The sequence below is a fragment of the Streptomyces coacervatus genome, assembly GCF_029223485.1.
Taxonomy (GTDB): Bacteria; Actinomycetota; Actinomycetes; order Streptomycetales; family Streptomycetaceae; genus Streptomyces; species Streptomyces coacervatus.
This window is the reverse complement of the sequence record NZ_JARHTP010000022.1, coordinates 71,289-89,229: the sequence shown is the minus strand read 5'-3', so window position 1 is coordinate 89,229 and position 17,941 is coordinate 71,289. Positions and strand designations below refer to the sequence as shown.

Sequence of the window (17,941 nt, the reverse complement as noted above, 5' to 3'; positions counted from 1 at the left end):
TGCGGCTTTCCCGGCGGCGAACAGGGCTCTGGACAAGTCCCGTCGTCCCGGGTCGGCAGCACTCCTCTCTCATCTGGTCGGGCTAGCTTCCAGAACCGCTCTGTCCGGGCGTGTTGTCGAGGAGGAAGCTGATGTTCTCGTGGACGGCGGCGTGGTCCTTGGCCGCGAACAGGGCATGGCCTGCGAACCACCACCGGATGCGCAGGCCTTCGTACGCGAAGACCTTCGGAGCCCGGCGGCGGTCGAGATCGATCGAGACGACGGCCTCGGGGTGCGGGAAGGCATAGGACGGCCAGGTGAGGGGAGCGTCGGTCCGGCCCGTGAAGAAGCCCACGCCATAGTGGTCGCCGGTCAGTGAAGGCCGGCTCGGGGTGCGGCCGTTGAGCATCGCGTCGAAGTACACCTCGTACGGACGCATCTCGTACGCCGATTCGAGCAGCTCGACCATGCGGCCGCCGGCGTAACGGGTGTGGATCTCGACGAGCTCGATCCGGTCGTCGAGCAGCTTGATCTCGGCGTGCATCGGCGAGGTGACGAAGCCCAGCGCCGACACGACGGCCTGGAGGTACTCCTCGACCTGCGCGGTCCGCTCCTGGGTGTACCTGCTGGGCACCATCTGGCCGACTTCTTCGAAGTACGGCATGCCGGTGTTGAACTTGTCGGTCAGGGTGAACAGCGTGAGCCGGCCGTCGACGACGAGCCCCTCGGCGCTGATTTCGGGGCCCGGCACGTACTCCTCGACGATGACCTCGTGCGTACGGTGGTCCCCGGCCAGGTGAGGCACCCGGGTGTCACGGTCGTCGCGATTGGACTCGGCCAGGTCGTACGGCTCGAAGACGCGCGCCAGCTCGGAACGGTCGGCGACGAAGGTCACGCCGTGGCTGCCGCTGAACGAGCGAGGCTTGACCACCACCGGCGGCTCCAGGTCCCCGAGCAGGTCCTCCGGGGAAAGCAGAGAAGTCCGGTGAAAACCAACCTGGGTGAGCCCGTGCTCGTGCAGCACTTCGCGGGTCTGCGCCTTGTCCAGGACGCGGGCCTCGACGGCGGACGGCGTGCCGGGGATGCCGAGCTGCTCGCGCACGGCCGCTGCCAGCTCCATGCAGAACTCGGTGATGGCAAGGACGGTCGCCGGCTCGGTGTCGCGCACGCAGTCGGCGATGAGCAGCGGGTCGAGCGCCTTTACGGTCCGGGTCTGTACGGCGGTTTGTTCGCCGAGCTGCGCGAGGGACTCAGGCGTGTCGACGACGAGGAGCGAGGCGCCGACCGTGGCCGCGTCACGGATGGCGTTGTTCAGTTCGTGGACGCTCCACGGGACTCCCACCAGCACAACGGTCTTAGTATTCATCCCGCCATTTTCCCTGCACAACAGTGCGTCGACAATGCCGGATGCTTGCAGGGATTGTTATCGGCCGATTAAAAATCGTTATTGGACCACTCTGTCGCGGGTTGCCTAGGATTTATTTGACCCAGTTTATCGATCTGCCAGGAGAATCATGATCGGAACCATCGACCGGGATATCCTGCTCGCGCACGCCCGGATGATTGCCTCGTCCGGCGGGAAGGCAGTCCCCGAGGGGGCGAAAGAGCTTTCCGACCTGGAGATCTGCGGTCCTGCCGAGATAACGGCGATGACCAGGGCGGCGGCCGAACGTGACGGCAGCGTGCTCGTCTCCAGCGGCGGCACCACGGGCACCCCGAAGCTGACCTACCTCCCTCACCACATGGCCTTCGACCGGCTCCTGCCGGTCTGGCGCCCGCTGGGCATCGGCGACGTCGTACTCAATCTGTACGACGCGGGCCGCATGTGGGGCACCCACTATTTCGTCCAGAAACTCGCCGAGCGCACCGAATCCACGGTTATCCCCTCGGGGCCGATGACGGTCGAGGAACTCGAACTCCGGCTTCCGATGCTCCGTGAGGTCGGCGTCAGCGTTCTGGCCAGCGTTCCGTCCGTTCTCGCCGACTTCGCCGAGACCGTGCTCAAGACTGGCGTGAAGCCGCCGGTCAAAACCATCATCTGGATGGGCGAGGCATGGACGGAGTCCAAGCGGGAGCTGGTTCGACAGGCCTTTCCCGATGTGCAGTTGTGGGGCATCTACGGCTCGGTCGAGACCTGGGCGATGGGATCCAACGGGCCGGAGTGCGACGAGACGACGCTCCATCTGCTCGCGGACGAGATCTTCGAGCTGGAGGACGCGGGTGCCTTGCTGACCCGAGCCGGCGACGGATGGACCGTGCCCGTCGTTCGTTATCGCCTGGGCGACCGCATTGGGGCGGCGGAATGCCGCTGCGGACGCGGCGAGGCCTTTCGGGTCCTGGGCCGTGCCGACGACGGCTTCGGCCTTCTCGGCAACTACGTCAATATCGCGGATATCGTCGACCGGGCCCGGCAGTGCCCGGACGTCGTGGACGCCCAGCTCGTATTGGTCCGCGACACCGACGCGGCCGACTCGGCGCGTTCGATGACCGTCGAATACACCGGGACGGCCGCCCCGGAAGCCGTCCGGAGCTGGCTGACGGGGAGCCATGTGCGCCTCGGCACCGTCGACAGCCAGCACCCCGAGGCGATCTCCGCCCGCCGGGTCGACCGCTTGCGCCGCATCACGAGGACGAACAAGACGCCGGCCGCGATCTGGCGAACCGTGCCGTAATGATCTCGGCATACGTCAGCACTCGATGATGTTCACCGCGAGCCCGCCCCGAGCCGTCTCCTTGTACTTCACGCTCATGTCCGCGCCGGTGTCCTTCATCGTCTTGATCACCTTGTCCAGGGACACCTTGTGCGAGCCGTCGCCCCGCATTGCCATCCGGGCGGCCGTGACCGCCTTGACCGCGGCCATGCCGTTGCGTTCGATGCAGGGGATCTGGACGAGGCCGCCGACCGGGTCGCAGGTGAGGCCCAGGTTGTGTTCCATGCCGATCTCGGCGGCGTTCTCGACCTGTTCGGGGGAGCCGCCGAGGACCTCGGCCAGTGCGCCCGCCGCCATCGAGCAGGCCGAGCCGACCTCGCCCTGGCAGCCGACCTCGGCGCCGGAGATGGAGGCGTTCTCCTTGAAGAGCATGCCGATAGCGCCCGCGGCGAGCAGGAAGCGGACGATGCCGTCCTCGTCGGCGCCCGGCACGAAGTTGAGGTAGTAGTGGAGGACTGCCGGGATGATGCCCGCGGCGCCGTTCGTCGGGGCGGTGACCACCCGGCCGCCCGCCGCGTTCTCCTCGTTCACGGCCATCGCATAGAGCGTGATCCACTCCATCGCATGCGCCAACGGGTCGCCCTCCGCCCGGAGTTGGCGGGCGGAGAGTGCGGCTCGGCGCCGTACCTTCAGACCGCCGGGCAGGATGCCCTCGCGGGACATGCCGCGGGACACGCATGCCTGCATGACCCGCCAGATGTCGAGGAGTCCCGTGCGGATCTCGTCCTCGGTGCGCCAGGCCCGCTCGTTCTCCAGCATCAGGGCGGAGATCGACAGACCCGTCTCCTTCGTCAGGCGCAGCAGCTCGTCGCCGGTGCGGAAGGGGTACTTCAGCACCGTGTCGTCCAGCTTGATGCGGTCCGCGCCGACCGCCTCCTCGTCGACGACGAAACCGCCGCCCACCGAGTAGTACGTCTTCGACAGCAGCTCCGTACCCGAGGCGTCGTACGCCCAGAGGGTCATGCCGTTCGCGTGGTAGGGGAGGGTCTTGCGGCGGTGCAGTTTCAGGTCGTCGTCGAAGGAGAAGGGGATCTCGTGCTCGCCGAGGAGCCGGATCCGGCGGGACGACTTGATCTCCTCCACCCGTTCGTCGGCCGTCTCCACGTCCACCGTCCGCGGCGAGGCGCCCTCCAGACCGAGCAGCACCGCCTTTGGGGTGCCGTGGCCGTGGCCGGTCGCGCCCAGGGAGCCGTACAGCTCGGAACGTATCGATGCGACGGAGCCCAGCACCCCCTCGTTGCGCAGTCGGCGCGCGAACATGCCTGCCGCGCGCATCGGACCGACCGTGTGGGAGCTGGACGGGCCGATGCCGATCGAGAACAGGTCGAAGACCGAGATGGCCACGGTGACTCCTCAATACGGGGGGTGAAGCCGGGGTGACCCGCACGCTTATGAGTGTGCGGGACACCCCACAAAAAGGAACTACTTGTTCAGACCGGGGTACAGCGGGTGCTTGTCGGCCAGGGCCGCGACCCGGGCCTTCAGCGCCTCCACGTCGGCCTCCCCGAAGGGAGAAGGCGCCTTCAGGGCTTCGGCGATGACGTCCGCGACCTCGGCGAAGTCCTCCGCCTCGAAGCCGCGGGTGGCCAGCGCCGGGGTGCCGATCCTGAGCCCCGAGGTGACCATCGGCGGGCGCGGATCGTCGGGGACGGCATTGCGGTTGACCGTGATGCCGACCTCGTGCAGACGGTCCTCGGCCTGCTGCCCGTCCAGTTCGGAGTGGCGCAGGTCGACCAGGATCAGATGCACGTCCGTGCCGCCGGACAGGACATTGACCCCGGCCTCGCGGGCGTCGGGCGCGGTCAGCCGCTCGGCGAGGATCTTCGCGCCCTCGACCGTACGGCGCTGACGCTCCTTGAACTCCTCCGACGCGGCGACCTTGAAGGAGACCGCCTTCGCCGCGATCACGTGCTCCAGCGGACCGCCCTGGAAGCCCGGGAAGACCGACGAGTTGAGCTTCTTCGCGAACTCCTTCTTCGCGAGGATGATGCCGCCGCGCGGGCCGCCCAGCGTCTTGTGCGTGGTGGAGGTGACCACGTCCGCGTACTCGACCGGGTTGGGGTGCAGACCGGCCGCGACCAGCCCGGCGAAGTGCGCCATGTCGACCCACAGGTACGCGCCGACCTCGTCCGCGATCCGGCGGAACTCCGCGAAGTCCAGCTGGCGCGGGTACGCCGACCAGCCCGCGATGATCACCTTCGGCCGGTGCTCCTTGGCCAGCTTCTCCAGCTCGGCCATGTCGACCAGGCCGGTCGCCGCGTCCACGTGGTAGGCGACGACATTGAACTGCTTGCCGGAGAAGTTCAGCCGCATCCCGTGGGTGAGGTGGCCGCCGTGGGCGAGGTCCAGGCCGAGGATGGTGTCGCCGGGCTGGGCCAGCGCGAACAGGGCGGCCTGGTTGGCGGAGGCGCCGGAGTGCGGCTGGACGTTGGCGTACTCGGCGCCGAACAGGGCCTTGAGGCGGTCGATGGCGATCTGCTCGGTGACATCGACGTGCTCGCAGCCGCCGTAGTAGCGGCGGCCCGGGTAGCCCTCGGCGTACTTGTTGGTCAGGACCGAGCCCTGGGCCTCCAGCACCGCCACCGGGGCGAAGTTCTCCGAGGCGATCATCTCGAGGGTGGACTGCTGGCGGTGCAGCTCGGCATCGACCGCGGCGGCGACGTCCGGGTCCAGCTCATGCAGGGGCGTGTTCAGTACAGACATGCGTCTACGGCTCCTCAGCCGGCGTTCTGGGCGGTGTACTCGTCGGCGGAGAGCAGGTCGGCCGGCTCCTCCGTGACACGGACCCTGAAGAGCCAACCGCCCTCGAAGGGGGCCGAGTTGACCAGCGACGGGTCGTTCACCACGTCCTCGTTGATCTCGGTGACCTCACCGGTGACGGGGGAGTACAGGTCGCTGACCGACTTGGTCGACTCCAGCTCGCCGCAGGTCTCGCCCGCGGTCACGGCCGAGCCCACCTCGGGAAGCTGGGCGTAGACGACATCGCCGAGCGCGTTCGCCGCGAACTCCGTGATGCCGACCGTCGAGACGCCGCCCTCGACGGCCGACAGCCACTCGTGCTCCTTGCTGTAACGCAGCTGCTGGGGGTTGCTCATGGCCTGAATTCTCCTGTACGCGGGGGAGTGACGGTGAATGGGTGACTGAGGAAAACGCTTGTGAGCTGGGAAAACGTGTGCGGGGTCACACCCGGGGGCGGAGCCGCCGCGCCCCAGTGTCTACTTCTGGCGCTTGTAGAACGGCAGCGCCACGACCTCGTACGGCTCGTGACTGCCCCGGATGTCCACGCCGACACCCTCGGTGCCCGGCGCCGAGTGCGCCGCGTCGACGTACGCCATCGCGATCGGCCTGCCCAGGGTGGGGGAGGGGGCACCTGAGGTGACCTCGCCGATCACCTCGCCGCCGGCGACGACCGCGTACCCCGCGCGCGGGACCCGGCGGCCCTCGGCGACCAGGCCGACAAGGACCCGCGGCGGGTTCTCCGAAGCCCTGGAGGCCGCCTCCTGGAGCGCCTCGCGCCCCACGAAGTCGCCCTCCTTCTCGAACTTCACCACCCGGCCGAGCCCGGCGTCGAAGGGCGTGAGCGAGGTCGACAGCTCATTCCCGTACAGCGGCATGCCCGCCTCCAGGCGCAGCGTGTCCCGGCAGGACAGCCCGCAGGGCACCAGCCCGACGGGCGCGCCGGCCTCGGTCAGCGCCTGCCACAGCTTCTCCGCGTCACCGGGGGCGACGAACAGCTCGAAGCCGTCCTCGCCGGTGTAGCCGGTGCGCGCGATGAGGGCGGGGACACCGGCGACGGTGCCGGGCAGGCCGGCGTAGTACTTCAGGCCGTCGAGGTCGGCGTCGGTGAGGGACTTGAGGATGCCGGGGGACTCGGGGCCCTGCACGGCGAGCAGCGCGTAGCTGTCCCGGTCGTCGCGCACCTCGGCGTCGAAGCCGGCCGAACGCTCCACCAGCGCGTCCAACACCACCTGGGCGTTGGAGGCGTTGGCGACGACCATGTAGTGAGAAGACCCGGCCTCGGTCTCCGCGAGCCGGTAGACGATCAGGTCGTCCAGGATGCCGCCGTCGGCCCGGCAGATCATGGTGTAGCGGGCGCGGCCGATACCGACCGAGGCGATGTTGCCGACCAGGGCGTAGTTGAGCAGGTCGGCCGCCTGGGGGCCGGTGACGGTGATCTCGCCCATGTGCGAGAGGTCGAAGAGGCCGGCCTTCGTGCGGACGGCGAGGTGCTCGTCGCGCTCGGAGCCGTAGCGCAGGGGCATGTCCCAGCCGGCGAAGTCGGTCATCGTCGCGCCGAGCGAACGATGCAGGGCATCGAGCGCGGTATGACGGGGTGCGGTGCTGCTCATCGGACGGTCGTCTCCCAAGGCATGACGGGCGAGGTCGTTCCTCCCCATCTGTCATCGGAACCTGAGAGGTTCGCCATGACCACAAGTGTGGCTTCTGGCTTGCACCTTGGGTGGGGCCACCGACACAGTGGCCCGCTTTTCAGATGTGCCTCGCCCGCGCGGTAACGGGGCCTGAGAGATTCAAGGGAGGGACTTGCTCCTTCGGCGCCCCAGCGACAGACGTACTGCTGAGGACTCTCCCGCGCGGATTCGAACGGCCGGTATGCAGTTGGCGCGCACATCATTGCACGCCTCGTCCGCGTCCGGCAGGGCCGCATCCGGCACCTCCCTTTTGTAACTGGGCTGTGGCCGGAACCGAACGGAACCGCGAGACACCATGCATTACCTTCCCTTTACAAACAGTGGGGAGAAGCTTTCCTGACCCCGCAGGAAGGACGATCACGGTGAACACGACCACGGCGTACGCCACGGCCCCGGCCGGACAGGCGTGCGGGACGCGACCGGCACCCGTGGTCCGCGACCTGCGCGACCGCTCGGGACACAGTCCGCACGCCCTGCTCTTCGGCCCCCGCGACCTCGTGGTGATCACCGGCCTGCCCGGCAGCGGCAAGTCCACGCTGATGGCGCGGGCGGTCCGGGGCATCGGCATCGACTCCCAGGACGCCCGCGACCGCTGGGACGCCCGAGTCCCCCGCTTCCTGCCGTACGCGCTGTACCGCCCCCTCGTCCGCCTCGCCCACTACGCCGGACTGCGCCGCGCCCTGCGCAGCGGCGAGGGTGTCGTCGTGCACGACTGCGGTACGCAGTCCTGGGTGCGCGGCTGGCTGGCCCGCGAGGCCCGGCGCCGCGGCGGCACCCTGCACCTGCTGCTCCTCGACGTCACGCCGGGCACGGCCCTGGAGGGCCAGCGCGAGCGCGGCCGCGGCGTCTCGCGCTACGCGTTCCTGCGCCACCGCACCGCGGCGGCCCGTCTGATCCGCTCGGTGGAGCAGGGCGACCTGCCCGAGGGCGTCGGCTCGGCGGTGCTGCTGGACCGGGACGCTGCGGACGTACTGCGCAGGATCGGGTTCACGGGCTGACCCGTACTCGTTTCTCGTTCTCACGTCGCACGGGCCGACCCCTTTGTCCGTCCCACCCGCTAGCCTTTCCAGCCTCAGCAGTGGTTCTCAGCAGGCGGTCGGACACAGATGGACTTCCCAGCGGATCTTCCCGCGGACTTTCCCATGCAGGCGCACCCCCATCCGCACGGCGGATGGCCCGGCAACGAGCTGGAGGAGGTGCTGTCGGCCTCCCTGGGCATGCCCTCGGCGGGCGGCCGGATCATCGAGGTGCTCGGCCGCAGCTTCGTCTGGGTGCCGCTGCCGAACGGCGGCGGTCCGCACAGCGGTCCGCTCGATCTGCCCACGCTGGAGATCGAAGGGCAGGCGTATGTCCCGGTGTTCAGCTCCGAGGAGCAGTTCCGGCAGGTCGTCGGCTCCCATATGTCGTTCACGGTCGCTCCGGCCGTCGAGTTCGCCCGCGGTCTGCCCCCGCAGGTCGGCCTCGCCGTGAACCCGGACGGTGTGGTCGGCGTCCCGCTCCCGCCGCCCGCCGTCGCCGAACTCTGCCGCGTGGGCCGCACCCCGCTGGACGGCCCGGCATCCGGCGGCCGCGTCAAGCTCTTCGAACCGGACTGGCAGGACGACCCGATCGACTTCCTCGCCGCGGCGTCGGCGGAGTTCGCGGAAACCGGCGTGGTCGTGACGGCCCGCCGCTGCCTTGCCGCCGTCGAGACGGCGGACCCGGTGATGTTCGTGGGCGTCGAACTCTCCCAGTGGGAGGGGGACATGAGGGCCCTTCCCCTGCAGGCCCTGGAACGGGCCCTGGCCAAGGCCCCGACGCCATGGCCGGTCAACCTGGTCCTCCTGGATGTGACGGAGGACCCGGTGGCGAACTGGATGCGGGAGAGCGTGCGCCCCTTCTATCAGTACGGTCACTAGGACTCCCCAGGGGCGCGGGGCCGTATCGCGGACAATGAGCCCCGACCCCCTGGGCGCTTAAGCTGTTGGCATACGCGGGGCAACCACCAGAAGGGGCACACACGTGAGCGCCAGCACCACGACCGGGCAGGTCGAGCACATGCTGCGCCAGGTGACGCCGGGGCGCTACGACGCCTACGAGGCACTCCTCCGCGCCCTGGCGACCCCGGGCTCCGGCCAGGTCTGGATGCTTCTGTGGCACGGTCAGGCAGGCTCCCCGGACGCCCAGTACGGAAACATGGAGGTCGACGGGTACGGGTACGCCCCGTGCGTCACCTCCGCCCAGGAACTCTCGGCCAGCGGCTGGAACAGGTCGTACGAGGTGGTCGACGGACTGGACGTGGCCCGGACCCTCTACCCCGACCACTTCGGTCTCTGGCTCAACCCGCACGCCCCGGGCGGCGGCGTGGGCATCCCCTGGCTGGACCTCCGCCGTATTGCCACCGGCCTGGAGCGCCAGGCCGCCGGCCCCCTGCGGATGTCGGAACCCGCCATCGAGATCCCGCAGTTCTACGCCCTGCTCGCACAGAACGCCCACCGCACCCCGGCCGTCCGCTCGCTGCGCCGTGCCTGGGTGCAGCCGGCGCTCGGGGCGCCGTACCTCGCCATCGGGCTCGACGTGTACGACACGAGCCCGTCGGCGGTGGACTCGGTGCGGGCGATGATGCAGCAGTCCATCGGCGCCGTCCCGGACGGGCTGCCGGTGTCGACGGTGGCGATGTCCGACGAGTACGACCCGGTCGCCCTGTGGATGCGGGCGAGCGCCCGCCCGTTCTACGACCGCGAGGCCCATGCGGCGGCTCCGGCGCAGGCTCCGGCGGGCGGGTACGGGTACCCGCCGGTGCACGGCGGATACTGAGACGGAGGCCTGGTCCATGCCGGGCCGGGAGCTGGTCTGCGCGCGTAGATCACTCCGGAAGATCCGTCCGTGCGTTAAATGTCCGAAATGTTACCCGTCCGACCGGCGTTACCCGCTGTCCGGATAACGGAACCCTCCAGCCCGCATCACGTTTACGCATCCTTTCACCGCCAAGTCTGGCAACAGATCGCCAAAGCGTTGAAGACTCCCGCTCCAGGGGGGTTCGCCCCCGTGTACGACGGACTGATCACGCCGCCACCGCGGCAAAGTGCGGGCCGGCTACCGCCGGTTGAGAGGGGTCCCTGCCAGATGACGGCACCATTGCACGAGCCGACCGCGGAAGCGGCCCCGAGCGCGGCCGAAGAAGCGGCGGCAGCCAGCGCCGGCGAGAAGGCCGTACAGGGACGTTCCCTGGGCCGGATCGCCTGGGAGCGCCTCAAGCGGGACAAGCTCGCCCTCACGGGCGGCATCGTCGTGCTCGTCCTCGTCGTGGTCGCCCTGCTCGCGCCCGTGATCACGAACCTGATCGGGCAGGACCCGGACGTCTACCACGAGGGCCTGATCGACCCGCTGTTCAGCACCCCCAAGGGGTCGCTGGGCGGTATCAGCGGCGACCACCTGCTGGGCGTCGAGCCGGTCAACGGCCGCGACATCTTCGCCCGCATCCTCTACGGCGCCCGGATCTCGCTCCTGGTCGGCTTCCTGTCCGCGATCGTCGCCGTCGTGCTCGGCACGGTCCTCGGCATCCTGGCCGGCTTCTTCGGCGGCTGGGTCGACTCGGTCATCAGCCGCATCATGGACGGCCTGCTGGCCTTCCCGCAGTTGCTCTTCATCATCGCGCTGGTCTCCGTCATGCCGAACGAGATGCTCGGCCTGAGCGGTTCCAGCGTGCGCGTGTTCGTGATGATCCTGGTCATCGGCTTCTTCGGCTGGCCCTACATCGGACGCGTGGTGCGCGGCCAGACTCTCTCGATGCGTGAGCGCGAGTACGTCGAGGCGGCCCGATCGCTGGGGGCCGGGCAGTTCTACATCCTGTTCAAGGAACTGCTGCCCAACCTCGTCGCGCCCATCATCGTCTACACCACGATGATGATCCCCACCAACATCCTCACCGAGGCGGCACTCAGCTTCCTGGGCGTGGGCGTCAAGCCGCCCACGTCCTCGTGGGGGCAGATGCTCTCGACCGCGATCGACTACTACGACTCGGACCCCATGTTCATGGTCGTCCCCGGCGTGGCGATCTTCATCACCGTTCTGGCCTTCAACCTCTTCGGCGACGGCGTGCGGGACGCGCTGGACCCGAAGGGCTCGCGCTGAACTGCCGTACCCCAAGCGTCCCGTGAGCACCTCCACGGGGTCTCTCATCAAAACCGGAGGATCCGAGATCGTGACTACCCAACGCACCTCAGGGCGGCGCAAGCAGGCATTGGCCGCTGCTGCCGCGGTCGCCGGCATGCTGACCATGGCAGCGTGCGGCGGCGGCAACGACGGCGGCGGTTCGAAGAGCGGTGCGGCCGGCTTCGACGCGGCGAACAACAAGGTCGCCCAGGCCGATCAGGTCAAGAAGGGCGGCACGCTGAAGTTCGTCACGGCCCAGGACGCCGACTCGTGGGACACCACGCGCGGTTACTACGGCTTCATGTGGGACTTCTCGCGCTACTACAGCCGCCAGCTGCTCACGTACAAGACCGAGCCGGGCGCCAAGGGCGCCGAGCTCACCCCGGACCTCGCCACGGACACCGGCAAGGTCTCGGCCGACGGCAAGACGTACACGTTCACGCTGCGCGACGGGGTCACCTGGGAGGACGGCAAGGCCATCACCTCCCAGGACATCAAGTACGGCATCGAGCGCGTCTGGGCGCAGGACGTCCTGTCCGGCGGCCCGATCTACCTGCAGCAGATGCTCGACCCCAAGGGCACCTACAAGGGTCCGTACAAGGACACCTCCAAGGACAAGCTCGGCCTGAAGGCGATCGACACGCCCGACGCCAAGACGATCGTCTTCCACCTGCCCAAGGCGAACTCCGACTTCGCGCAGGTGCTGGCGATGGTCACGGCCTCCCCGGTCCGCCAGGACAAGGACACCAAGTCCAAGTACGGCCTGAAGCCCTTCTCCTCCGGCCCGTACAAGTTCGAGTCGTACAGCCCGGGCAAGAACCTGGTCCTGGTCCGCAACACCAGCTGGAAGGCGTCCTCGGACCCGGTCCGCAAGGCGTACCCGGACAAGATCACTCTGGACATCTCCACCAACCAGAGCGACATGGACCAGCGCCTGATCAACGGCGACTACGACATAGACGCCAGCCAGACGGGTCTGGGCCCGCAGGGCCGCACCATCGCCCTGAAGCAGCACAAGGACAACCTGGACAACCCGGTCTCCGGCTTCATCCGTTACGCGGTCTTCCCGCAGAGCGTCAAGCCGTTCGACAACATCGAGTGCCGCAAGGCCGTCATCTACGCGGCCGACCACGTGTCGCTGCAGACCGCGCGCGGTGGCCCGATCGCCGGTGGCGACATCGGCACCAACATGCTCCCGCCGTCGATCCCGGGTGGCGAGGGCCAGAAGTACGACCCGTACAAGATCGCCGGTGCCAACAAGACGGGCAACGACGACCTGGCCAAGCAGGCGCTGAAGGCCTGCGGTCAGCCGAACGGCTTCAAGACCACCATCGCCGTCCGCAACAACAAGACGCAGGAGGTGGCCACGGCCACGTCCCTGCAGGCGGCGCTGAAGAAGGTCGGCATCCAGGCCGACATCTACCAGTACGACGGCTCGCAGAGCGCCGGCATCATCGGCAGCCCCTCGAACGTCGCCAAGAAGAAGCTCGGCATCATCATCATGGGCTGGGGCCCGGACTTCCCGACCGTCCAGGGCTACGGCATCCCGCTGTGGAGCAGCAACTACATCCTGCAGAGCGGTAACAACAACTACGCCCTGATCAAGGACAAGACGATCGACGGCCTGTTCGACCAGTACAACAGCGAACTGGACGCGACGAAGAAGACCGCGATCGCCACGGAGATCAACCACAAGGTGAGCGACGGCGCGTACTACCTGCCCTTCACCTTCGAGCGGCTGCTGAACTGGCGCTCCTCGCGGATCGCCAACGTGTACACGACGAACGCGTACAGCGGCTACTACGACTTCGTCAACATCGGTCTGAAGTCCTCGAAGTAATCCCGGCACACCCGCCGAACGGCACGAAAGGCAGGTGAAGGCCGGCGCGGCGGGACCGCGGGCCACCGGAAGACCTCCGGCGGCCCGCGGCCCCGCGGCGGGCCGTTAGCTGTGCTCGCTTATCTCCTCAGGCGGCTCTTCGCCGCCGCAGTGATGCTCGCGGTCATCATCCTGGTGGTCTTCAGCATCTTCTTCCTCGTCCCCAAGTGGGCGGGCGTGGACATCGCCACGAGCTTCGTGGGCAAGCAGGCGGACCCCGCCGCGGTCGAGGCCGTGCGGACGAAGCTGGGTCTGAGCGACCCGATCTTCATCCAGGTCTGGCACTTCTTCAAGGGCATCTTCGTGGGCCGCACCTACGCGGCCGGCGGCGATGTCACCCACTGCTCCGCCCCGTGCTTCGGCTACTCCTTCCGCAGCGAGCAGGCCGTCTGGCCGGTGCTGACCGACCGCTTCCCGGTGACCCTGGGTCTCGCGCTCGGTGCCGCAGTGCTGTGGCTGGTCTTCGGTGTCGCGGCCGGTGTGCTCTCCGCGCTCAAGCGGGGCAGCATGTGGGACCGCAGCGCCATGGTCATCGCCCTCGGCGGTGTGTCCCTGCCGATCTACTTCACCGGTCTGTTGTCGCTGGCGATCTTCAGCTACGGACTGGGCTGGATCGACGGCAAGTACGTGCCCCTCTCCCAGAGCGTCGGCGGCTACCTCGGCGGCATGATCCTGCCCTGGGTCACCCTCGCCTTCCTCTATGCGGCGATGTACGCCCGGATCACCCGCGCCACCATGCTGGAGATCCTCGGTGAGGACTACATCCGCACGGCACGCGCGAAGGGCCTCAAGGAGCAGGTCGTCATCGGCAAGCACGCGATGCGCTCCACGATGACGCCCATCCTCACCATGCTCGGCATGGACCTCGGCGCCCTCATCGGCGGCGCGATCCTGACCGAGACGACGTTCAGCCTGCCGGGCCTCGGCCAGGCGGTGCTGACCGCCATCAAGAACCAGGACCTGCCCATCATTCTGGGCGTCACCCTGATCACCTCCCTTGCGGTACTCATCGCCAACCTCGTGGTGGACGTCCTGTACGCCGTGATCGACCCCCGAGTGAGGCTCGCATGACCGAACTCAGCAAGACCGGAGCAGCCGTGGGCGAACCCACCTCGGCCTCGCCGGCCCCGACCTCCTTCCTGGAAGTGCGCGACCTGAAGGTGCACTTCCCGACCGACGACGGTCTGGTCAAGTCCGTCGACGGGCTCTCCTTCAAGCTGGAGAAGGGCAAGACCCTCGGCATCGTGGGCGAGTCGGGTTCCGGCAAGTCGGTGACCTCGCTCGGCATCATGGGCCTGCACACGGCCGGCCAGTACGGCAAGCGCAAGGCGCAGATCTCCGGCGAGATCTGGCTGGACGGCACCGAGTTGCTGACCGCCGACCCGGACGAGGTGCGCAAGCTGCGCGGCCGGAACATGGCGATGATCTTCCAGGATCCGCTGTCCGCGCTGCACCCGTACTACACGATCGGCCAGCAGATCGTGGAGGCGTACCGCATCCACCACGACGTCGACAAGAAGACCGCCAGGCGGCGCGCGGTCGAGATGCTCGACCGCGTGGGCATCCCGCAGCCGGACAAGCGGGTGGACAGCTACCCGCACGAGTTCTCCGGCGGTATGCGTCAGCGCGCGATGATCGCGATGTCGCTGGTCAACAACCCCGAACTGCTCATCGCGGACGAGCCGACGACCGCCCTGGACGTGACCGTCCAGGCGCAGATCCTCGACCTGATCCGGGATCTGCAGAAGGAGTTCGGCTCCGCGGTCATCATCATCACCCACGACCTGGGCGTGGTCGCCGAGCTCGCCGACGACATCCTGGTGATGTACGGCGGCCGCTGCGTCGAGCGCGGTCCGGCGGAGAAGGTGTTCTACGAGCCCCGCCACCCCTACACCTGGGGCCTGCTCGGCTCGATGCCGCGCCTGGACCGGGAGCAGCAGGAGCGCCTGATCCCGGTCAAGGGCTCCCCGCCCTCCCTGATCAACGTCCCGTCCGGTTGCGCCTTCAACCCGCGCTGCCCGTACGCGGACATCCCGAAGGACAACGTCACCCGCACGGTCCGCCCCGAGCTGACCGAGGTCGGCAGCCAGCACTGGGCCGCCTGCCACATGACGCAGGAGCAGCGGGAGCGTATCTGGACCGAAGAGATTGCGCCGAAGCTGTGAGCGAGGACAAAGCAGTGAGCATCCCTGCGCAGAGCGAAGGCCCCCTGGTCACCAAGGCGGACGCCGCCCCCGGCGATACCCTGCTGAAGGTGACCGGGCTCCAGAAGCACTTCCCGATCAAGAAGGGCCTGCTCCAGCGGCAGGTCGGCGCCGTGCACGCGGTCGACGGCATCGACTTCGAGGTCAAGGCCGGCGAGACGCTCGGTGTCGTGGGCGAGTCCGGCTGCGGCAAGTCGACGATGGGCCGGCTGATCACCCGGCTGCTCGAACCGACCGGCGGCAAGGTCGAGTTCGAGGGCAAGGACATCACGCACCTCGGGGTGAGCGGCATGCGTCCGCTGCGCCGCGATGTGCAGATGATCTTCCAGGACCCGTACTCCTCGCTGAACCCGCGCCACACCATCGGCACGATCGTCGGCGCCCCCTTCAGACTGCAGGGCGTCGAGCCCGAGGGCGGCATCAAGAAGGAAGTCCAGCGGCTGCTGTCGGTCGTGGGCCTCAACCCCGAGCACTACAACCGCTATCCGCACGAGTTCTCCGGCGGTCAGCGCCAGCGCATCGGCATCGCCCGCGCGCTCGCCCTGAACCCGAAGCTGGTCGTGGCGGACGAGCCGGTGTCGGCTCTGGACGTGTCGATCCAGGCGCAGGTGGTGAACCTGCTGGACGACCTCCAGCAGGAGCTGGGCCTGACGTACGTGATCATCGCGCACGACCTCTCGGTGGTCCGGCACGTCTCGGACCGGATCGCGGTGATGTACCTCGGCAAGATCGTGGAGCTGGCCGACCGCGAGTCGCTGTACAGGGCGCCGATGCACCCGTACACCAAGGCGCTGATGTCGGCGGTGCCGATCCCGGACCCGCGGCGCAAGAACGCCAAGAGCGAGCGCATCCTGCTCAAGGGCGACGTGCCCTCGCCGATCTCCCCGCCGAGCGGCTGCCGCTTCCACACCCGGTGCTGGAAGGCGACGGAGATCTGCAAGACGACCGAGCCGATCCTCGTGGAGCTGAGGACCGGCCAGCAGGTCGCCTGCCACCACCCGGAGAACTTCGAGGACCAGGCTCCGCAGGACACCGTGCTGCTGACGGTCGCCAAGGAGGCGGCCGAGCTGGTCGCGGACGAGGTGCTCGCCGAGTCGGCGGAGACGTCGGCGGCGGTGGCGGCGGAGGTCGCGGAGGCTTCTTCCGAGGCGGCCGCGGTTTCTGACGAGACCTCCGACAGCACTGGCTCCACAGAGGCGGAAGCGGGGGCCCAGGAGTCGACCGACGGGCAGAACTGACCACTTGTGTGCCCGGGCCGGCAGCCCGACAAGAAGGAGCCCCTGCCAGCAATGGCAGGGGCTCCTTCTTGTCGGGCACCTGGGTCACCCCCAGACCAGCACCCGCCACGACACGGAAGGCTTCACCGCGAGCCGCATCACCCGGTCACTCTTCGCGCCGGTGAATCCCGTGGTGTACGCCGCCGTGGCGTTGCAACCGGCCACCTCCAGAACGGAACCGCCGGATCCGTCGGTCACCTTCGCGGCACCGGGCCCCAGGCAGATCAGCCGCACGGTGACAGTGGAACCGGTCTTCGCCAGGGGCACATCGAACTGCTCGGCACCCCGCCCGCTCCGCGCGACCCGAAGCTCCCCGGGCGGAACCGGGGACTTGAGAGATTCCATCGTCGGCAGCGTTGTTACCGCGGCCGGCGAGGCGGGCACTGTCGTTCGTGGTGCCGGCCGCTGCGCCGGGGAACCCGATCCGCTGCAGCCCGCCACGGATATCAACGCCATGGACAGTACGGCCAGACGCGCCGCGCATTGCGAGAAACGAACTCCGGCGATGGGAATCATCCCCTGGTGTTCCAGAATGCCGGAATGTGGTACGGGAATTTCGCGACGCCCTTACGCGAGATCACCCACTTGCAATTCGCGCCGTAGTGACCGACGTCCCAGTTCATCACCTTCCGGTCGGCGCCGGCGTGGAGATACCCCTCCCGCCACGACGACGGCACCTTCCAGGTGTCCGAGTAGGAGACCGACGCCGACATCGAGACCGCGATCGAGACGCTCACGCTGGCCTTGGCCTTGGCGAAGATGACGCCCTCTTCGGCCGACACGGAGCCGGTGATGGTGCCGGTGACCGAGGTCCCCGCAGTAAGGGTGATGCCGAGGGTGTGTCCGCCCGGTGCGCTGGACGGGGGGATCATCCCGATCCGGTCGGAGTGGATATTGCTGACTTCATATACCGAGCCCGTGCCGCAATTGGTCGGATGCGTTGTCACGGACGTAGCGGCCTGAGCCGAGGTCGTACCTACGGCGACCAGGGCGAGCATTGCCGCACCGACAGTCATGGTTCTCGCGTACTGCGTCAAGATTCTGGTCCCTCATCGAGGAATGGAGGAGACCCGTCAACCACCCCGTGTGGTGACTCCCCCGTGGTTGTGAAGTTAGTGCATGAGCCGGATCACGCAATAGGTAATTTGCAATCCCGTTGCCATCAATTTGTCGGCAACCTCAGGTGAACCTCAAATGATTCATGCCCGTGGATTTGCCCTCAAGTAATCCTCAATCAATTGATGGCTCTAATTCCCGTAAGTCGGACATTCGGGGGCCGGTCATCAGGAGTCAACTGTCGCGTTGGGCATGACAAGTTGGCAAAGTC

16 protein-coding genes and 2 riboswitches are annotated in these 17,941 nt (G+C 68.0%); of the genes, 9 read left to right on the top strand and 7 right to left on the bottom strand.

Translation table 11 applies throughout. The annotated features are described in order from the left end of the window. Positions 1-82: 82 nt before the first annotated feature. Positions 83-1,345, bottom strand: a complete 1,263-nt coding sequence (locus P2Q00_RS41070) for an ATP-grasp domain-containing protein (protein ID WP_275779730.1) — start codon at positions 1,343-1,345, stop codon at positions 83-85. Positions 1,346-1,493: 148 nt separating this feature from the next. Here P2Q00_RS41070 and P2Q00_RS41065 point away from each other — a divergent pair, with 148 nt between their 5' ends. Next, a complete protein-coding gene (locus P2Q00_RS41065; RefSeq protein ID WP_275779728.1) occupies positions 1,494-2,651 on the top strand; it encodes an AMP-binding protein in 1,158 nt (385 codons plus the stop codon). 15 nt (positions 2,652-2,666) lie between these two features. On the opposite strand, the gene P2Q00_RS41060 is transcribed toward P2Q00_RS41065, so the two are convergent. From P2Q00_RS41060 to gcvT, 4 genes are all read right to left on the bottom strand, one after another. Continuing rightward, a complete protein-coding gene (locus P2Q00_RS41060) occupies positions 2,667-4,034 on the bottom strand; it encodes an L-serine ammonia-lyase (protein WP_275779726.1) in 1,368 nt (455 codons plus the stop codon). 78 nt (positions 4,035-4,112) lie between these two features. Next, positions 4,113-5,393, bottom strand: coding sequence for a serine hydroxymethyltransferase (gene glyA / locus P2Q00_RS41055; RefSeq protein ID WP_275779723.1), 1,281 nt, complete (start codon positions 5,391-5,393; stop codon positions 4,113-4,115). A gap of 14 nt (positions 5,394-5,407) precedes the next feature. Then, a complete protein-coding gene (gene gcvH, locus P2Q00_RS41050; protein WP_275779721.1) occupies positions 5,408-5,785 on the bottom strand; it encodes a glycine cleavage system protein GcvH in 378 nt (125 codons plus the stop codon). 120 nt (positions 5,786-5,905) lie between these two features. After that, complete coding sequence (gcvT, locus tag P2Q00_RS41045) at positions 5,906-7,039, bottom strand: glycine cleavage system aminomethyltransferase GcvT (protein ID WP_275779719.1); 1,134 nt, start codon at positions 7,037-7,039, stop codon at positions 5,906-5,908. Positions 7,040-7,077: 38 nt separating this feature from the next. Next, a riboswitch (glycine riboswitch) is annotated at positions 7,078-7,188 on the bottom strand. After that, a riboswitch (glycine riboswitch) is annotated at positions 7,189-7,291 on the bottom strand. A 191-nt stretch (positions 7,292-7,482) separates the two neighbouring features. Here gcvT and P2Q00_RS41040 point away from each other — a divergent pair. The 8 genes from P2Q00_RS41040 (at position 7,483) to P2Q00_RS41005 (ending at position 16,575) form a co-directional block, all read left to right on the top strand. Further along, positions 7,483-8,118 carry an AAA family ATPase gene (locus tag P2Q00_RS41040; protein WP_275779717.1) on the top strand — a complete coding sequence of 212 codons (636 nt, stop codon included), beginning with the start codon at positions 7,483-7,485 and terminating at the stop codon, positions 8,116-8,118. A 108-nt stretch (positions 8,119-8,226) separates the two neighbouring features. Beyond that, complete coding sequence (locus P2Q00_RS41035) at positions 8,227-9,018, top strand: enhanced serine sensitivity protein SseB (RefSeq protein WP_275779715.1); 792 nt, start codon at positions 8,227-8,229, stop codon at positions 9,016-9,018. Positions 9,019-9,121: 103 nt separating this feature from the next. Beyond that, positions 9,122-9,916 (top strand): enhanced serine sensitivity protein SseB C-terminal domain-containing protein, encoded by a 795-nt coding sequence (locus P2Q00_RS41030; RefSeq protein WP_275779713.1) that lies wholly within the window; start codon positions 9,122-9,124, stop codon positions 9,914-9,916. Positions 9,917-10,225: 309 nt separating this feature from the next. Beyond that, positions 10,226-11,233, top strand: coding sequence for an ABC transporter permease (locus tag P2Q00_RS41025; protein ID WP_275779711.1), 1,008 nt, complete (start codon positions 10,226-10,228; stop codon positions 11,231-11,233). Between the two features lie 70 nt (positions 11,234-11,303). Further along, the gene (locus tag P2Q00_RS41020) at positions 11,304-13,094 is read left to right on the top strand and encodes an ABC transporter substrate-binding protein (protein WP_275779709.1); all 1,791 of its coding nucleotides are present in this window, start codon (positions 11,304-11,306) and stop codon (positions 13,092-13,094) included. A 111-nt stretch (positions 13,095-13,205) separates the two neighbouring features. Next, the gene (locus P2Q00_RS41015; protein ID WP_275779707.1) at positions 13,206-14,204 is read left to right on the top strand and encodes an ABC transporter permease; all 999 of its coding nucleotides are present in this window, start codon (positions 13,206-13,208) and stop codon (positions 14,202-14,204) included. Next, the gene (locus P2Q00_RS41010) at positions 14,201-15,298 is read left to right on the top strand and encodes an ABC transporter ATP-binding protein (RefSeq protein WP_275779705.1); all 1,098 of its coding nucleotides are present in this window, start codon (positions 14,201-14,203) and stop codon (positions 15,296-15,298) included. Before P2Q00_RS41015 ends, P2Q00_RS41010 begins: the two co-directional genes overlap by 4 nt. 14 nt (positions 15,299-15,312) lie before the next feature. After that, positions 15,313-16,575, top strand: coding sequence for an ABC transporter ATP-binding protein (locus P2Q00_RS41005; RefSeq protein ID WP_275779703.1), 1,263 nt, complete (start codon positions 15,313-15,315; stop codon positions 16,573-16,575). An 84-nt stretch (positions 16,576-16,659) separates the two neighbouring features. Here the strand turns inward: P2Q00_RS41005 and P2Q00_RS41000 are convergent, their stop codons facing one another. Together P2Q00_RS41000 and P2Q00_RS40995 are read right to left on the bottom strand one after the other, a co-directional pair. After that, positions 16,660-16,959: a hypothetical protein gene (locus tag P2Q00_RS41000; RefSeq protein WP_275779701.1), complete on the bottom strand. Its 300-nt coding sequence runs from the start codon at positions 16,957-16,959 to the stop codon at positions 16,660-16,662. Positions 16,960-17,126: 167 nt separating this feature from the next. Further along, positions 17,127-17,651 (bottom strand): hypothetical protein, encoded by a 525-nt coding sequence (locus tag P2Q00_RS40995; RefSeq protein ID WP_275779699.1) that lies wholly within the window; start codon positions 17,649-17,651, stop codon positions 17,127-17,129. Positions 17,652-17,941 lie beyond the last annotated feature (290 nt).